The 15928-nt window shown below is 62.3% G+C and carries 16 protein-coding genes, 2 pseudogenes and 1 riboswitch; of the genes and pseudogenes, 2 read left to right on the top strand and 16 right to left on the bottom strand.

From position 1 onward, the window contains the following. Positions 1-79: 79 nt before the first annotated feature. Positions 80-195, bottom strand: a riboswitch (glycine riboswitch). Positions 196-702: 507 nt separating this feature from the next. Beyond that, entirely contained in the window at positions 703-1851 is a 1149-nt protein-coding gene (locus ACF2JD_RS06835) for a type III PLP-dependent enzyme (protein ID WP_025327832.1), read from the top strand. Positions 1852-1926: 75 nt separating this feature from the next. On the opposite strand, the gene ACF2JD_RS06840 is transcribed toward ACF2JD_RS06835, so the two are convergent. The 3 genes from ACF2JD_RS06840 to yfcD form a co-directional block, all read right to left on the bottom strand. Beyond that, complete coding sequence (locus tag ACF2JD_RS06840) at positions 1927-2892, bottom strand: calcium/sodium antiporter (RefSeq protein ID WP_408818622.1); 966 nt, start codon at positions 2890-2892, stop codon at positions 1927-1929. Between the two features lie 122 nt (positions 2893-3014). Next, positions 3015-3488 (bottom strand): peroxiredoxin, encoded by a 474-nt coding sequence (locus ACF2JD_RS06845; protein ID WP_440987068.1) that lies wholly within the window; start codon positions 3486-3488, stop codon positions 3015-3017. A gap of 173 nt (positions 3489-3661) precedes the next feature. Further along, positions 3662-4162, bottom strand: a complete 501-nt coding sequence (yfcD, locus tag ACF2JD_RS06850) for an NUDIX hydrolase YfcD (protein ID WP_163136585.1) — start codon at positions 4160-4162, stop codon at positions 3662-3664. Between the two features lie 196 nt (positions 4163-4358). Between yfcD and ACF2JD_RS06855 the strand changes: the two genes are divergently transcribed. After that, on the top strand, positions 4359-4574 hold the full coding sequence (locus tag ACF2JD_RS06855; RefSeq protein ID WP_106886128.1) for a DUF1107 family protein: 216 nt from the start codon (positions 4359-4361) through the stop codon (positions 4572-4574). Between the two features lie 105 nt (positions 4575-4679). Here ACF2JD_RS06855 and ACF2JD_RS06860 read toward each other — a convergent pair whose 3' ends face one another. The 13 genes and pseudogenes from ACF2JD_RS06860 to ACF2JD_RS06920 form a co-directional block, all read right to left on the bottom strand. Then, positions 4680-5423 (bottom strand): amino acid ABC transporter ATP-binding protein, encoded by a 744-nt coding sequence (locus ACF2JD_RS06860; RefSeq protein ID WP_005328952.1) that lies wholly within the window; start codon positions 5421-5423, stop codon positions 4680-4682. A 13-nt stretch (positions 5424-5436) separates the two neighbouring features. After that, positions 5437-6531, bottom strand: a complete 1095-nt coding sequence (locus ACF2JD_RS06865) for an amino acid ABC transporter permease (RefSeq protein WP_290027627.1) — start codon at positions 6529-6531, stop codon at positions 5437-5439. Positions 6532-6540: 9 nt separating this feature from the next. Further along, a complete protein-coding gene (locus ACF2JD_RS06870) occupies positions 6541-7728 on the bottom strand; it encodes an amino acid ABC transporter permease (RefSeq protein ID WP_234571033.1) in 1188 nt (395 codons plus the stop codon). A 66-nt stretch (positions 7729-7794) separates the two neighbouring features. Next, positions 7795-8812, bottom strand: a pseudogene (locus tag ACF2JD_RS06875) (amino acid ABC transporter substrate-binding protein). Positions 8813-9131: 319 nt separating this feature from the next. Further along, positions 9132-9512, bottom strand: a pseudogene (locus tag ACF2JD_RS06880) (DUF2845 domain-containing protein). Between the two features lie 23 nt (positions 9513-9535). Further along, complete coding sequence (locus tag ACF2JD_RS06885) at positions 9536-10591, bottom strand: ABC transporter permease (protein ID WP_440987069.1); 1056 nt, start codon at positions 10589-10591, stop codon at positions 9536-9538. 198 nt (positions 10592-10789) lie between these two features. After that, entirely contained in the window at positions 10790-11671 is an 882-nt protein-coding gene (locus ACF2JD_RS06890) for an ATP-binding cassette domain-containing protein (RefSeq protein WP_440987070.1), read from the bottom strand. A gap of 145 nt (positions 11672-11816) precedes the next feature. Beyond that, complete coding sequence (locus ACF2JD_RS06895; RefSeq protein WP_005324672.1) at positions 11817-12428, bottom strand: FKBP-type peptidyl-prolyl cis-trans isomerase; 612 nt, start codon at positions 12426-12428, stop codon at positions 11817-11819. A gap of 181 nt (positions 12429-12609) precedes the next feature. Further along, positions 12610-12693: a hypothetical protein gene (locus ACF2JD_RS06900; protein WP_039039290.1), complete on the bottom strand. Its 84-nt coding sequence runs from the start codon at positions 12691-12693 to the stop codon at positions 12610-12612. 47 nt (positions 12694-12740) lie between these two features. Further along, positions 12741-13466 carry a copper homeostasis protein CutC gene (locus tag ACF2JD_RS06905; RefSeq protein ID WP_139744977.1) on the bottom strand — a complete coding sequence of 242 codons (726 nt, stop codon included), beginning with the start codon at positions 13464-13466 and terminating at the stop codon, positions 12741-12743. A gap of 41 nt (positions 13467-13507) precedes the next feature. Further along, entirely contained in the window at positions 13508-14410 is a 903-nt protein-coding gene (locus ACF2JD_RS06910; protein WP_163147732.1) for an ROK family protein, read from the bottom strand. A 110-nt stretch (positions 14411-14520) separates the two neighbouring features. Next, positions 14521-15027: a GNAT family N-acetyltransferase gene (locus tag ACF2JD_RS06915; RefSeq protein WP_303809215.1), complete on the bottom strand. Its 507-nt coding sequence runs from the start codon at positions 15025-15027 to the stop codon at positions 14521-14523. Beyond that, a complete protein-coding gene (locus ACF2JD_RS06920) occupies positions 15015-15824 on the bottom strand; it encodes a M48 family metallopeptidase (protein WP_042648620.1) in 810 nt (269 codons plus the stop codon). The genes ACF2JD_RS06915 and ACF2JD_RS06920 overlap by 13 nt, the downstream gene beginning before the upstream one ends. Positions 15825-15928: the final 104 nt, after the last annotated feature.

Below are 15928 nucleotides of genomic sequence, written 5' to 3' on the forward strand. Positions count from 1 at the left end.
CAGTTCCTGCGCTGCTCTTTACCTTGCTGACGGCCTCTCGTTACAGATCGTGAACAGTTCCAAGCTCAGGTACAACCATCCCATCCCCTCTGTCCTTTTGCCTGAGAGTTTCCGGCACCAGCCAGCCCTTGCGGGTCATCATGGTGCCTTGCTCCTTCGGCGCCCGATCTAACGGGTCTCTCCAGAGTATCGTCCAGTAGCAGTCCACACCGGTTGCCCGGTACCTGAAAGATTCACTTCTTCGGTGGATGGTCCCCCATCGCTCTCCTGCTACCTTCATCCGAACTAGTTTGGATTAGGAAGCGGGCATGTTAATCCAAAAAATGTGAGCTGTCTCCCACTCGGCCAGCCTCAGCGCCGCTTTTTTCTGCCCCGACCATGAGCGGAACACATGTTAAATGTTCGTTAACTATCAATGACTTATGAGGACTTCTCTGCCAATGGCGCGCACCGGCTGGGGCAGACTGCCCCATATCAAGATGATGTTTCGTCTCGACCAGAAATACTTGCCAACATATCCAATCAAAATGCTTGCACACAAACTCAATAAGTCGATAATCCCGCGCATAACTAAGCACTTTGCAAGGGAGTTATGCATTGTGCCTGGTCGGTCCCTCCGGACCACTCGCCTGAGCCGGCCGTCGCCGGTTCAATCGCATATGGCTTGGGCATATCACGCCCCCTAAGGATGATCAAAAGAGAATGAACGAGACCCTGGTCGCACAAGATTACCGTCAGCTGGTTGAACAATTTGGCTCCCCCCTGCTGCTGCTCGACAAGGCAGCCGTCCGCAAACAGTATCGGGCCCTGGCCGCGGCCCTGCCCGATGTGCGCTTGCATTATGCACTCAAGCCCCTGCCCCATGAGGCCGTGGTCTCTGTCTTGAAGGAAGAGGGGGCCTGTTTCGATCTGGCCACCAATGGCGAAGTGGATCTGGTGCGCAGCCAAGGGGTTCGCCCGGGACGCTGCATTCACACCCATCCCATCAAGCGCGACAGCGACATCCGTTATGCGCTGGAATTCGGCTGCACAGTGTTCGTCTATGACAACCCGCTGGAGCTGGAGAAGTTCCTGCCCTACAAGGACGAGGTCAAGCTGCTGCTGCGCGTCAGCTTCCCGAATCCCGAGACCAAGGTCGATCTCTCCAAGAAGTTCGGCTGCACCCCGGAGCAGGCGCTGCCGCTGCTGCAACTGGCCCAGGCCAAGGGGATCAAGGTGATGGGGCTGTCGTTCCACGTCGGCTCCCAGGTGCCCCACGCCCGTCGCCACGTGCAGGCCATAGACGCCTGCCGCGAGATCATGGAGCAGGCCTGGGATCTGGGGCTCAAGCCCTGGGTGCTGGACATCGGTGGTGGTTTCCCGGTGGATTATGACGGCGGCGAGTTCGACATCGACGGCTTCTGCGCCCCGATCCGCGAAGCGCTGGCCAAGCTGCCCGCCACTGTGCAGAAGATCGCCGAGCCGGGCCGCTTCATCAGCGCACCGGCCATGACCTCGGTGTCCAGCGTGATGGGCAAGGCCCACCGCGGCGACAAGATCTGGTACTACCTGGATGACGGCCTCTACGGCAGCTACAACGGTCAGCTCTATGACCACGTCACCTACCCGGTGAGCACCCCCTACGCCCAAGGCCCGCTGCACAATGCCGTGCTCTCCGGCCCCACCTGCGACAGCGTGGACGTGATTCGCGACGGCATCATGCTGCCGGATCTGGCCATCGGCGAGCTGGTCATAGGCCGGGTGATGGGGGCCTACACCTGGGCGTCGGCCTCCACCTTCAACTTCTTCCCCAAGGCGAGCATCCTCATCCTGGACAGCGCCCAGAAGCAGAAGCTGGTGGCGGTGGCCTGAACGCTTTGACCACGCCAGAAATATAGAGAAGGGGAGCCATGGGCTCCCCTTCTTGTGTGTATCGTCGTGCCTGCATCAGAACTGGCTGGTCAACAGCCAACCTGTATAGGCGACGAAGATGCAGAGCAAGATGCCCCCTTCCACCCTGTTGATGCGGCCCTGTCCCTTGCGGCCCAGGCACATCACCAGCAGCAGCAGGGTCAGCCCCATCATCAGACTCCAGTCGCGAGAGAGCACCGCAGGATCCACATCCAGGGGCGCTATGCCGGCGGCGATGCCGACCACCGCCAGGGTGTTGAACAGGTTGGAGCCGAGCACGTTGCCGAGGGCCAGATCGTGCTCCTTCTTCTTGATGGCCATCAGGGAAGAGGCGAGCTCAGGCAGCGAGGTGCCCACCGCCACTATGGTCAGACCGATGACCAGGTCGCTGATGCCGAATGCCTGGGCTATGGTCACGGCGCCCCACACCAGCAGGCGTGAAGCGCCGACCAGGAGAACCAGGCCCACGATCAACCAGAAGATGGCCTTCTTGAGCGGCATGGCTTCGCTGTCGATCTCCACATTCACATCGGCGTCCAGGGCGTCTCCCTTGCCCTTGATCCCGGTCCAGATGGACCAGCCCAGCAGTACGATAAAGACGCCACCCAAAATGAGGGCGTCGCCACGCCCCAGGTGACCATCGATGAGCAAGGCACCGGTCAGCAGGGTGATGCCGAGCAGTATGGGGATCTCCTTGCGCACCACCTGGGAGGAGACGGCGATGGGGCTGATGAGGGCTGTCAGACCGAGAATGAGGGCGATGTTGGTGATGTTGGAGCCATAGGCATTGCCCAGGGCCAGGCCCGGGTTACCCTGCATGGATGCCAGGGCCGAGACCACCATCTCGGGGGCCGAGGTACCAAAACCGATGATCACCATGCCGATCAAGAGCGGCGGCATGCCGGCATAACGGGCGGTGGCGGCGGCGCCATCCACAAATTTATCCGCACTCCAGACCAGCAACGCCAGTCCGGCAATCAGGGCAACAAAAGCCAGGGTCATATTCTTCCATCTCATCGGCTGCAAACACGAGAGCCAGGGGTCAGCCTGGCTCCATCCAAAGGTGGCTCAGTGTAGCGAGCCGCCTTGCTATTTCAAGCTGAAATCAAACGATGATTAACAATTCACAAGGCGGCCAGCAGACTCTCGGCATCCGACACCTCGAACTTGCCGGGAGCCTCCACGAACAGCTGCTCGACCACACCATCATTGGCGATCAGGGCAAAGCGCTGGGCACGCAGGCCGCCGAAGGCGCCTGTCTCCTTGGCAAGGCCCAGGGCCCGGGTCCAGCTACCGTCGCCATCCGCCAGCATGGTGATGGCATCGGCATTCTGGGCTGCCTGCCATGCCTTCATCACGAAGGCATCGTTGACCGAGAGGCAGCAAATGGCATCGACGCCCTTGGCCTTAAACTCGTCCGCCAGCACCACATAGCCCGGCAGATGGGCGTTGGAGCAGGTGGGAGTGAAGGCCCCCGGCACCGCGAACAGCACCACCTTCTTGCCCGCAAACAGGGCCTGGATATCCTGTACCTGCTTGCCCTCGGCGGTGATAAAGGTAAATTCCCCCGCAGGCAGGGATTGTCCGACCGTGATCATGTTGTCTCGTCCTTAAGTGACTGAAAGAGGCCCAGTCTACTCCAACCCGGAAAGAGACGACACCGGCTCTCCTGTCGCCGCCCGCACCTCGCCCTTATTGCGATCGCCGCGCCTGCCAGGTGGCGATGGCGAGCAGGAAACCCAGGGTGAACTCGACGTCTCACATCGCTGCCTCACCCGTGCCGCCGTGCCTGCCAGGTTGCGATGGCGAGGAGGGAATCCGGCGTGAACTCGGCGGCCCGCTCGGCTATCTCGGCCAGGCTCATCCAGTGCACCTCGCTCACCTCCTCCGCCTGGAGTTGCAGCGGCCCCTGATACTGGCAACTGAACAGACCGCCCCAGACCCGATAGCCTCCCCCGCTCGCCTCCCCCTCGGCGTAGAAGGTGCCGAAGTCGTGCAGGGGCACATCAAAGATACCCAGCTCCTCGGCCAGCTCGCGCCGGGCGGAAGGCTCCATCGCCTCCCCAGTGGTCACCACGCCACCGGCGCAGGCATCCAGCATGCCGGGGCAGAAATCCTTGCTCGGGGTGCGCCGCTGCACCAGGATTCGACCGGCCTCATCGAGCACCAGGATGTAACTGGCGCGATGGCGCAAATTTTCCTGACGCACCCGGGCGCGCTCGGCCACCCCGATCACCCTGTCATGCTCGTCTACTACGTCCACCCACTCCACGTGCGGCACCTTTGTCCAACCTGCGATGGCCGCAGTATATCGGGGCCGGGGCCAGGGGCGGCACTACTTTTTCAACGCCGGGAACAGGACGCCAGCCCGCCATAACAAGGATTCATACAAACCTTTATAAAGTGTCACATCAGTGTCACGGTGAGGCGGCATAGTGTGCCCTGTCCAAACAACAGGGTGTCTTGCCATGAAGGTGTTCAAGCAGTTGTCTCCTCGTCGAATTGCCCGCTATATCAAAAGCTTCCATCACGGCAGCTTCATGGTCGAGGCACTGGGACGATTCGAGTTTCAAGGGGGAGTCATAAATGTGAAGACGCTGGACTGCCGTCAGGCGCTGAGCCTGGCCCGGCAGATCAATCTGGCCGTGCGCGATCTGCGCACCACCACCCTGTTGCCGGGCTGACATACTCCTTTCCGTTTGTAGTCTGCTTTCATGCATGTCTTTGCCCGCCGCTCACCGAGCGTGCGGGCTATTTTCCATGGGACGGGCCGCGTCTGACCCGCAGCATCAGTGCTGCAGGATCTGGGAGAGAAACAGCTTGGTCCGCTCCGACTGGGGATGGTCGAAGAACTGGTCCGGCACGTTCTCCTCGATGATCTGGCCGCGGTCCATGAAGATCACCCTGTCCGCTACCTGCTTGGCAAAGCCCATCTCGTGGGTGACGCAGAGCATTGTCATCCCCTCGTGGGCCAGCTCCACCATCACATCCAGCACCTCGCGCACCATCTCGGGATCCAGCGCCGAGGTCGGCTCGTCAAACAGCATCACCTGGGGATTCATGCAGAGACTGCGGGCGATGGCGACCCGTTGCTGCTGGCCACCGGAGAGCTGGCCCGGGTACTTGAGGGCCTGCTCCGGGATCCTGACCCGGCGCAGAAAGGTCATGGCGATCTCCTCGGCCTCCTTGCGCGGCAACTGCTTGACCCAGATGGGGGCCAGGCAGCAGTTCTCCAGCACCGTCAGATGGGGAAAGAGATTGAAGTGCTGGAACACCATGCCCACCTCGCGGCGCACCGTCTCTATGTTCTTGAGATCCGAGGTCAGGGCCGTGCCCTTGACCAGGATGTCACCACTCTGATGCTCCTCCAGCCGGTTGATGCAGCGGATCATGGTGGACTTGCCCGAGCCCGAGGGCCCGCAGATGACGATCTTCTCCCCCCTGCCTACCTGCAGATTGATGTTGCGCAGCACATGAAACTCACCGTACCACTTGTTGACGTCCTTAAGTTCTACCACAGCGTCCGTTTTCATCTCGAAACTACTCCTAATGCTTGTGACCGGTGTTGAGTTTGCGCTCCAGATAGATGGAGTAGCGGGACATGCCAAAACAGAACATCCAGAAGATCATGGCGATAAACACATAGGCCTCGGTGGAGAAGCCGAGCCAGGCCGGATCCGCCAGCGCCACCTTGGAGATGGCCAGCAGATCGAACAGCCCTATGATCAGCACCAGGCTGGTGTCCTTGAACAGGGAGATAAAGGTGTTCACCAGGGAGGGAATGGTGATCTTGAGGGCCTGGGGCATGATGACCAGTCCCATCACCTTCCAGTAGGAGAGCCCCAAGGCTTCACCCGCCTCGTACTGCCCCTTGGGGATCGCCTGCAGCCCCCCTCTGACCACCTCGGCCACATAGGCCGCCTGGAACAGAATGATGCCGATGAGCGCCCTCAGCAGCTTGTCGAGCTCCACCTCGCTGGTCATGAACAGCGGCAGCATGACGGAGGCCATGAAGAGCACAGTGATGAGCGGCACCGCCCGCCAGAACTCGATGTAGACAGTGGAGAGGCTGGAGATGACCGGCATGTGGGAGCGGCGCCCCAGCGCCAGCAGGATCCCGAATGGCAGGGCAACCACTATGCCCACCACCGCCAGCACCAGGGTCAGCATCAGGCCGCCCCAGCGGTTGGTTTCCACCACCTCGAGACCCGCCCCGCCGTGGATCAGCACGAAGGCGATAATGGGAAACACCAGCAGGGTGAAAAGCGCCAGCCAGCCCTTGCGCGGGGTGCGCGGCCAGATCAGCAGCGCCAGCAGCACGGCCAGGCCGGCGAAGGCCAGATTGATGCGCCAATACTGGTCGACCGGGTAAAAGCCGTAGAGGTATTGCCCCAGACGGCTCTCGATAAAGACCCAGCAGGCACCACCCTGGGCGCAGTCGGCACGGCTGCTCCCCTGCCAGTTGGCGGAGAAGATAGCCCAGTCCAGCGCCGACCAGAGCAGTGGCAGCAGCAGGTAGGCCAGCACCAGGGTCAGCAGGCCGTTCCACCAGTTGGGGAAGAGGTTCTGCCTGATCCAGGCGACCAGCCCCCGGCGATGATTGGGAGGCGGCAACGCCTCCTGCAACTCGTTCACAAACATGACAGCTCCCTAGCGCTCGACCAGCGTCATCCTGCGGTTGTAGATGTTCATCAGGACTGAGGTGGTGATACTGATGATGAGATAGACCCCCATGGTCATGGCGATCACCTCGATGGCCTGCCCGGTCTGGTTGAGGGTGGTGCCCATGAACACAGAGACCAGATCCGGATAACCGATGGCGGTGGCCAGCGAGGAGTTCTTGGTGAGGTTCAGATACTGGCTGGTCAACGGGGGAATGATGACCCGCATCGCCTGGGGAATGACCACCAGCCGCAGCGTCTTGGTGGGCGAGAGCCCGAGGGCGGAAGCGGCCTCGGTCTGCCCCTTGCTGATGGCCAGTATGCCGGATCTCACTATCTCGGCGATGAAGGCCGCCGTATAGATGGTGAGCGCCAGCAGCAGCGCCGCGAGCTCGGGCAGTACCGTCAAGCCGCCCCGGAAGTTGAAGCCTTGCAGTATGGGCACACTCCAGGAGAGCGGGCTGCCTGCCAGCAGGAAGGCGATGGCGGGGAGCAGGATCACCAGAGCGGCCACACAGCGCCAGAACGGGAAGATCCTGCCGGTCAGCGCCTGACGGCGCCTTGCCCAGCGGCTCAGCCCCCAGCTCAGGACGACTGCCAGCAGCAGGGCACAGATCACATAGCCAAAACCCTCTTCAAACAAGGGTTTGGGCAGATAGAAGCCCCGCACGTTCAAGAAGGCGAGCCCTCCCAACTCCACGCTCTCACGGGGCGACGGCAGGGTGCGCAGCACCGAGAAGTACCAGAAGAAGATCTGCAGCAGCAGCGGAATGTTGCGGAAGGTCTCTATGTAGACGGTGGCTATCTTGGCCACCAGCCAGTTGCGGGACAGACGCGCTATCCCGAGCACGAAGCCGAGCAGGGTGGCAAACAGGATGCCGAGCACCGAGACCAGCAGGGTATTGAGCAGGCCGACCACGAAGGTGCGACCGAAGGTATAGGTCTCATCGTAGGGGATCAGGCTCTGCAAGATGCCGAACCCGGCGGTGTTGCCCAGAAAATCGAAACCTGTGGTGATGCCACGGGTTGCCAGATTGGTCAGGGCATTGTTGATGATGTAGAACAGAAACGCGAGAACGGCCGCAATGGCCAGGCACTGGAAGATCTGCGCCCGCACCTTAGCGTCATACCACCAGCGGCCCTGTTCTTTCCTATGGTTTGATGCTTGTATCGCCATGAGGATGACTCCGACAAAGCCAGGGCAAGGGGAAATGGGGGGCCAGGCCCCCCGACTGCAGTCTATTTAGCGGATGGGCGGGGCATACATCAGGCCACCCTTGTTCCAGAGCGCGTTGATGCCGCGGTCGATCTTGAGGGGGGAGCCGGCGCCGACGTTGCGATCGAAGGACTCTCCGTAGTTGCCGACCTGTTTGACTATGTTGTAGGCCCACTTGTCATCCAGCCCCAGCACAGCGCCCTTGGGCTCTTCCAGCCCCAGCAGGCGACGGATGTCCGGGTTGGTGGATTTGAGCATCTCGTCCACGTTGGCGCTGGTCACACCGGCCTCTTCGGCGTTGAGCATGGCGTAAAGACTCCAGCGCACCACCTTGAACCACTGCTCGTCACCCTGGCGCACCGCCGGGCCCAGCGGCTCCTTGGAGATGACCTCGGGCAGCACCACGGCATCCTCCGGCTTGGTCAGCTTGATCTTGAGGGAGTAGAGCTGGGATTGATCCGAGGTCAGCACGTCGCAACGCCCCGCCTCGAAGCCCTTGACGGTCTGATCCGAGGTGTCAAACACCACTGGGGTATATTTCATGGCGCCATTGGCGCGGAAATAATCCGCCAGGTTGAGCTCGGTGGTGGTGCCGGACTGGATGCAGACGGCGGCCCCGTCCAGCTCCTTGGCGCTCTTGACCCCGAGGGACTTGTTGACCAGGAAGCCCTGGCCATCGTAGTAGTTCACCCCGGCGAAGGTCAGGCCCAGCGAGCCGTCCCGGGTCAGGGTCCAGGTGGTGTTGCGCGACAGCAAGTCCACTTCACCGGATTGCAGGGCGGTGAAACGCTCCTTGGCGGTGAGGGAGACATACTTGACCTTGCCGGCATCCCCGAGCACGGCGGCAACGGCGCGGCACACGTCAACATCAAGGCCTGTCCAGGTCCCCTTTGCATCCGGGGTCTGGAGAAGCCGGGGCAGGCCATCGCCGACCCCGCACTGCACGATCTTCTTCTTGACTGCATCCAGGGTGCCATCTGCCCAGACATTGGCTGCCGCCAGCGACAGCACTATCACCATACCTGCCTTGGTGTATCTGCTTCATGTCACTCTTCCTGTGGTTTGATTCAAATCGGCACCAAAACTTGCAAGACGCCATGTGTTTTTCCTGCTTTTTCGCAGTCATCCAGCCAGCCAAAAACCTGTCAAAAATGCGAAGCCTGACTCCATTTCCTTGGTGCAGCAGCACAAAATATTTAAATGGGCTGATATGCACTCTTAGAATTAAAAATAGACCCTTATTCGCAAAATGGCCGACCGTTCAAAGCCGCCGATAGTGTGCTAGGATTATTTTTCGCAAAAAATCGGACGCACCGGATTCGGGGCAGAAAAAAGCGCTGACGACTCATTTATCAGGTTCATTTTTACAGTTGGTTATTGGGGGAATGAACCAATATCGGGAACCGGAGGAAGAGGAACTGAGCGTAGGAACGGGGTGTAAAAGCCGGAAGAAGAACCGCAGCGACACGACCGCACTGGCGCGCAGCATCCGGTCGGGCAGCACTGTATTCGCCGCGCGGGCCATTTTCTATGTCGGTGACCACACCGTTGCGCACTGTGACGAAGCGCATGAACTCGTTCTTGCCGAAGTTGTAGGTCCAGCGCTCCCATATTGACCTGCACCAGGTTGCCAAACTGGTTCTCCTCGTTGCGGGTCAGCTTTCGCGCAGCATGGGTTCGCCGCACTTGAGCAGCATCTCGGCGGTGCTGTCCCCCTCTGTGATGAGGGCGTTCTTGCAGCGCATGGCATCGGCACTGGCCGGTAGACTCAACAGCAGGGCCAGCAGGGCCCCCAACCAGCGGTAGTGACTTCATGGTGACTCCATTTAAACAGGGCACTGCCCAGGGTGATGCAGCAGAAGGTAAACAGCAGGACCCAGCCCAGTGGCGCCGCCACCTCGGCCCAGCCAGCCCCTTCCAGCATGACGGCGCGGGCCGCCGTGATGATCTGGCCGAGCGGTAAGCGGGCCGCCACTGCCTGTAACCAGGGGGGAGACCCTTCCAGCGAGAACCAGACGCCGGATAAGAACATCATGGGCAAGCTGATGAGATTGAGCAAACCGCTCGCCAGCTCCTCGTTCTGAATGCGGGCGGCGATGAGCAGCCCGAGGGAGGCCATGGCGGTCCCGCCGACCAGGGCGATGAAGAGCAGCAGCCAGCCGGAGCCGAGCAGGGGCACATCCAGCAGCCAGTAAGCCACCAGGAAGACCAGCAGGCTCACCACCTGGGTGATCAGCACCCGCGACAGCAACTGGGCGCAGAGAAATTCGGCGGCCGAGAGTGGCGTGGCTCGCAAGCGCTTGAGCACCCCGTTCTTGCGATAGCGCACTATGACGAACCCCACCCCGAACAAGCCGGAGAACATCAGGTTCATGCCGATCACCCCGGGCAGCAACCAGTCACCATAGCGGATGGCCCGTCCGCTCAGGGCCTCTCTTTGCAAGGGCTCGTGCACCGCCTGGCGCAGCAGGTACTCGGCCATGGCCCCCTGGGGCGCATCCGGGTTGACCCAGTAGTGGCCGCGCGCCGGTGACAGCAGCAAGTCCAGCTGATGGTGGCGCACCTTGAGGACGCCTCTCGCCTCGTCGTCATAGGGGATCAGCTTGAGCAACGGGATATGGGTCAGGGGTTGATAGGCCGTCGTCAGCTCCCCCACCACCCCTATCTGCACCAGCGGCTTGGGGGGGCCCGAGAAGATGAGGGAGAAGCCGATCACCAGCAAGAGCGGAAAAAGCAGGTTCCAGACCAGGGCCGCCCTGTCGCGCACGAATTCCAGGGTGCGGGCGTAAAAGAGCGCACCTATGCGCTTGAATGCTCCCTTCATGTTCCGCTCCCAGGTCGAGATGACAAACCCAGTGGCCATGGCAAGGCTCGCGGGTAACAGAGCGCGACGACATTGCGCTTGATGACGCCCTTCATGTTCCCCTCCTCGGGCTCGAACCCAGTCGAGATGACAAACCCAGTGGCCATGGCAAGGCTCGCTGGTAACAGAGCGCGACGACATTGCGCTTGATGGGATTTTTCATGCGCCGCTCCGGAGGCTGTGGCCGGTCAGGTGCAGGAAGAGATCTTCCAGATTGGGGGAGCGCACCTGCATGCCGGTCAGCGGTACCCCCAGACTCAGCAGCCGTGGCAGCAAGGCCGCCACGTCGGGACAGTTCAGCTCAACCTGATCGCCATGGGGCCGCAGCGGATAACCCAGGCTGGCGAGGGCCGGGTGATCCGCCAGGCGCACCAGCACGCCGTCGAAGTGCCGCGCCAGCAGGGCCGCCGGCGTGTCCAGGCTGAGCAGATGACCGTGATCGACGATGGCGATGCGATCGCACAGTTGCTGCGCCTCGTCCATGTAGTGGGTGGTGAGCACCACCGTCTTGCCCTGGGCCTTGATCGCCTCGATCCGCTGCCAGAAGTGGTGACGAGCCTGGGGATCCAGCCCTGTGGTGGGTTCGTCCAGAAACAACAGTTCGGGGTCGCCGAGCAGGGCTAGGGCCAGCAGCAGGCGCTGACGCTGGCCGCCGGAGAGCTTGCGGCTGTCCCTGTCGATGAACTCGCCAAGGGCGCACAGCTCGATGAGCAGCTCCCGTGGCAGGGGGTTGGGATAGAGGCTGGCGAACAGGCGCAGGGTGTCGCGCACCGTCAGAAAATCCTGCAGCGCCGTGTGCTGGAACTGGATGCCGATGCGGGAGCGATAGTCGGGGCCACGAGGGGCGCCATGAAACAGGATCTGGCCGCTGTCCGGGGTGAGGATCCCCTCGAGCAGCTCTATGGTGGTGGTCTTGCCCGCCCCGTTCGGACCGAGCAGGCCGAAACAGCTACCGGCGGGAATGGCAAAGCTGAGGCCGTCCACCGCCCTGACACCGGGAAAGTGCTTGATGAGATCGACGACTTCGATGATGGCGGCCATGGCCTGTCTCCCTGGGTGGCCGAGAGTGCGACGTCCTGACTATATCCAAATCTCCCGAGAAGACCATGGTTCATCCACCAGGGCGTGGCGGCGCGCAAAAACAAACGGCGACCCAGAGGTCGCCGTTTGCATCACGCCAGCCGGATCACAGGATGTCCAGCAGCTCCACTTCGAATACCAGTGCGGAGTAGGGCGGGATGGAGCCAGCGCCACGGGCACCGTAGGCCAGATCCTGCGGAATGTAGAGCTTCCACTTGGAGCCAACCGGCATCATCTGCAGCGCTTCCACCCAACCGGCGATGACGCCGGTGACCGGGAACTCGGCAGGCTGGCCGCGGGCGACCGAGCTGTCGAACACGCCACCGTGGGTGAAGGTACCGTGGTAGTGCACGCGTACGGACTGACCGGCCACCGGCACGGCGCCGTTGCCTTCTACCATGACTTCGTATTGCAGACCGGAGTCGGTCACTTTCACGTCGGCGCGCTTGGCGTTGTCGGCCAGGAAGGCTTCGCCATCGGCGGCAGCCGCCTTGGCAACGGCTTCCTGCTCTTCCTGCATGCGGGCGGTGATGACCTGGAAGGCATCATTGATATCGTCACGGCTGACCGCGAACTCCAGGCCATTCAGGGCATCTGCCAGACCTTGTTGCAGGGCAGGGATATCCAGACCGGCGAAGGCTTGCTGCGCCAGCTGATCACCCATGTTGCGGCCGATGCCATAGCTGGCCTTCTGTTCGATAGAGTCGTATTGGGACATTGAGATGTTGCTCCGGGTCCTGAGAGTAAAAGAGTCGAGATAATATCAGACTTTTTGGCGAGGTGCTGCCGGCTGCCGTCCTGATTTCCCCGCCCGTGGGAGAGACTTCACACCCCCCTCATCCCCGGCCCTTCTCCCGCGAGGGGAGAAGGGAGAGGAGACGACCCAACCACAGGCTGACTCAGGCCCGATCCAGCAGGGCCCGCACCGCTGCCACCTTGGCGCCGTCGGTGATATTGACCCGACCGTCGTCCGAAGTGCCCATGTTCACATCCCATAGAGAGGCACCATGCCGCCCGGCCACACCCTGACTCAGGCGCGATCCAGCAGGGCTCTCACCGCTGCCACCTTGGCGCCGTCGGTGATATTGACCCGGCCGTCGTCCGAAGTGCCCATGTTGACGCCGTGGGGCACCATGCCGCCGCGCCAGCCCATGCCGGACATGTGCACCTCGCTCACCCCGGTGAACTCGAGTATGGTGCGCACGTTGTCCGCATTGACCCCGGCGCCGGGCATCAGGCTGGCGCGGCCCGCCAGGGTCTGTTGCATCGCCTGCAGTGTCTCCAGACCCGCCAGGGCGGTCGGGGCATGGCCGGAACTCAGGATACGCTCACAGCCGGCCGCCACTATGGTCTCCAGATCGGCGCGCCAGTTGGAGCTGAGATCGATGGCGCGATGGAAGGTGACCCCCAGGGGACCGGCCGCTTCGACCAGTTGTTGCAACTGGGTGGCAGGCACCCTGCCCCCCTCGTCCAGCAGACCCACCACCACACCTTGCAAGCCTGCTGCCCGGGCGGCGGCGATGTCCAGCAACATGAGTTCGAACTCGGCGGCACTGAAGCAGAAATCCCCGGCACGGGGGCGGATCATGGCGTAGACGGGAATGGTGGCGTGGCGCGCCACCTGCTGCATGAAACCATAGGAGGGGGTGAGACCGCCCAGCCCCAGCGCAGAGCAGAGTTCGATGCGATCCGCCCCGGCTTGCTGGGCGGTGAACAGGGATTCCAGGTTGTCGATGCAGATTTCAAGACGGGTCATGATGACTCCTTATCCAGGGAGATCAGACCCAGTGCCTGATCTCATAAATTCAGCAGGGCGGCGCCACGCACGCCACCGGCGCCGCCGAAGCGGGCCTGGCGGATAGCCGGCAGGGCGACGCCGGGCAGCAGGTGGCCGGGCAGACGCTTGGGCAGCTCTTCATACAGGGCAGGCAGGCCGCTGAGGCCGCCCCCCAGCACCACCACCTCGGGGTCTATCACCGAGATGGCGGTGGCGAGCCCGGCGGCCAGGATCTCCAGCCAGCAGTCGATGGCCGAGAGCGCCGCGGGTTCCCGGGCCTCGGCACGGGCGACTATCTGGTGACCACTGGCGCGCTCGCCGTTGAAGTGGTGATAGAGCCGCTCCAGGCCGGTGCCCGAGGCATAGGTTTCGAAACAGACCAGGCGGCCACAGCCGCAGCGGGGACGGGGCAGATCGGGATACTTCATCAATATGGTGGCCGGCAGCGGGTAATGGCCTATCTCCCCCGCCAGCCAGTTGCGGCCCTGGATGAGCTTGCCCGCCAGATAGACGGCGCCACCTATGCCGGTGCCAATGGTCACCCCCAGCGCACTCTCGGCCTCGGCGGCGGCCCCCTGATGCACTTCGGACCAGAGGAAGCAGTTGGCGTCGTTGTCGACGCTGACGGTGCGTGCCAGTCGTGCGGCCAGATCCGCGCCCAGATGACGACCGTGAATGGCGGGCAGGTTTGCCGCCACTATGCTCCCATCCAGGCGATTGATGATGCCGGGAAACCCGATGCCGACGGCGCCTTTCGCGCCGAAGCGGGCGTCCGCCGCCTCGACCCGCGTCAGGATCAGCTGCAACAGCCCCTCGTAATCATTGCCGGGGGTGCTCATGCGCTCTTCGTGACAGAGATTCAGGCCACCGTCATACACAGCGAAGGCAATCTTGGTACCACCAATATCAAATCCGTAATACATGCCACACTCCCTTGCCGGTGAACCGGGTCACCTCAGTCTGTCCAGATGGGGCACATTGTATTAATTCGCCAAAAAAATAAAGTAACTATGGGCGAAAAACGGGAGCCAGCTCAAAGCAAACGGAACATTTGCCGCTGCAGACAGGGTTGTCCCAGGCTCGTCAGGGTGCGCTCCTGGCCGTCAAACACGAAGCCGCGACGCAGGTAGAACCCCTCGCCGATATGATTGCCATCGAGCAACCATAGCCTGACGCACTCGCAACCGGCACGGCGCATCTGCACCGCCACCGCCTGCCACAGCCGCTTGCCATGGCCCCGACGCCAGTGATCCGGGTGCAGATAGAGCGCCCGGATGCGCGCCGTCATCAGCCCCTCCTCATGGGCCGGGTGCCAATAGAGCAGGCCGATGACGACCTCGTCCTGACAGAGCAGCATGGGGATGGGGGCCGGCTCGGCGAGCCGGCGGCGCCAGATCTGCAGATGCTCGGTGACCGCCAGCTGGGCCAGCAGATCCTCACCGAGCACGCTGCCATAGGCCGCCAGCCAGCTGGCCCGCTGCATCACCGTCATGGCGGCGGCATCGGCGGGACGGGCCAGACGCAGTGTTATGCCTTGCACTGGGGAGTCAACCCAGCGGCACGGGCCTGCCGATACAGGGGCTCTGCCTGAGCCTGTTGGGCCTGCAACTCGGTAATGCGGTTCTCATCGCTCGGGTGAGTAGAGAGCAACTGGGGCGGCGCCTTGCCCCCGGCGGCGGCACTCATGTTCTGCCACAGGGGAATCGCCTCGGCCGGGTTGAAGCCAGCGCGAGCCATCAGATCCAGCCCCAACCGGTCGGCCTCGCTCTCCTGAGCCCGGCCATAGGGCAGGGCGATCCCCACCTGAACCCCGAGCCCGAGCGCCGCCATGGTGGCACCGCCCCCCTGGCTGCTGCCGATGGCGGCATCGGCCACCGCCAGCCCTATGCCGGTCAGCTGATCCCGGGAGAGGCGTTCGTTGGAGTGTTGTGCCAGCACGTGGGTCAGCTCGTGGCCGATGACGGTGGCGAGCTGATCCTGATTCTTGGCGACCTTGAGCAGGCCGCTGTAGACGCCGATCTTGCCCCCGGGCAGGGCGAAGGCGTTGACCTCCTTGGAGTCAAACACCACCACCTCCCAGCTGGTGATGCCATAGCTGGCAGGCACCTGGGCGGTGACCGCCTTGGCCACGCAGGAGACATAGGCATTCACCTTGGCATCCTTGCTTACCTTCTCCTGCTTCTTCATCTGCTCGAAGGAGTCGGCCCCCAGCTGGTTCATCTGCTGGGGGGAGAAGAGCAGCATCTGGCTGCGGCCGGTCGGCGACTGGGCACAACTGGCCAGCAGGGCGCTGCACAAGGCCGCCAGGCCGAATTTGGACAGGGAAGATGCACGCATGAGAGGGTCCTTTACCGTGAAGTTGCCCTATTCTCGGGAATGCCGCCGTCCGGTGCAAGCCAGGCGCCACCCCATGCGACCAAAAAGATCCCGTGGCGCCAAAA

Source organism: Aeromonas ichthyocola (assembly GCF_046087985.1).
GTDB lineage: Bacteria > Pseudomonadota > Gammaproteobacteria > Enterobacterales > Aeromonadaceae > Aeromonas > Aeromonas rivipollensis.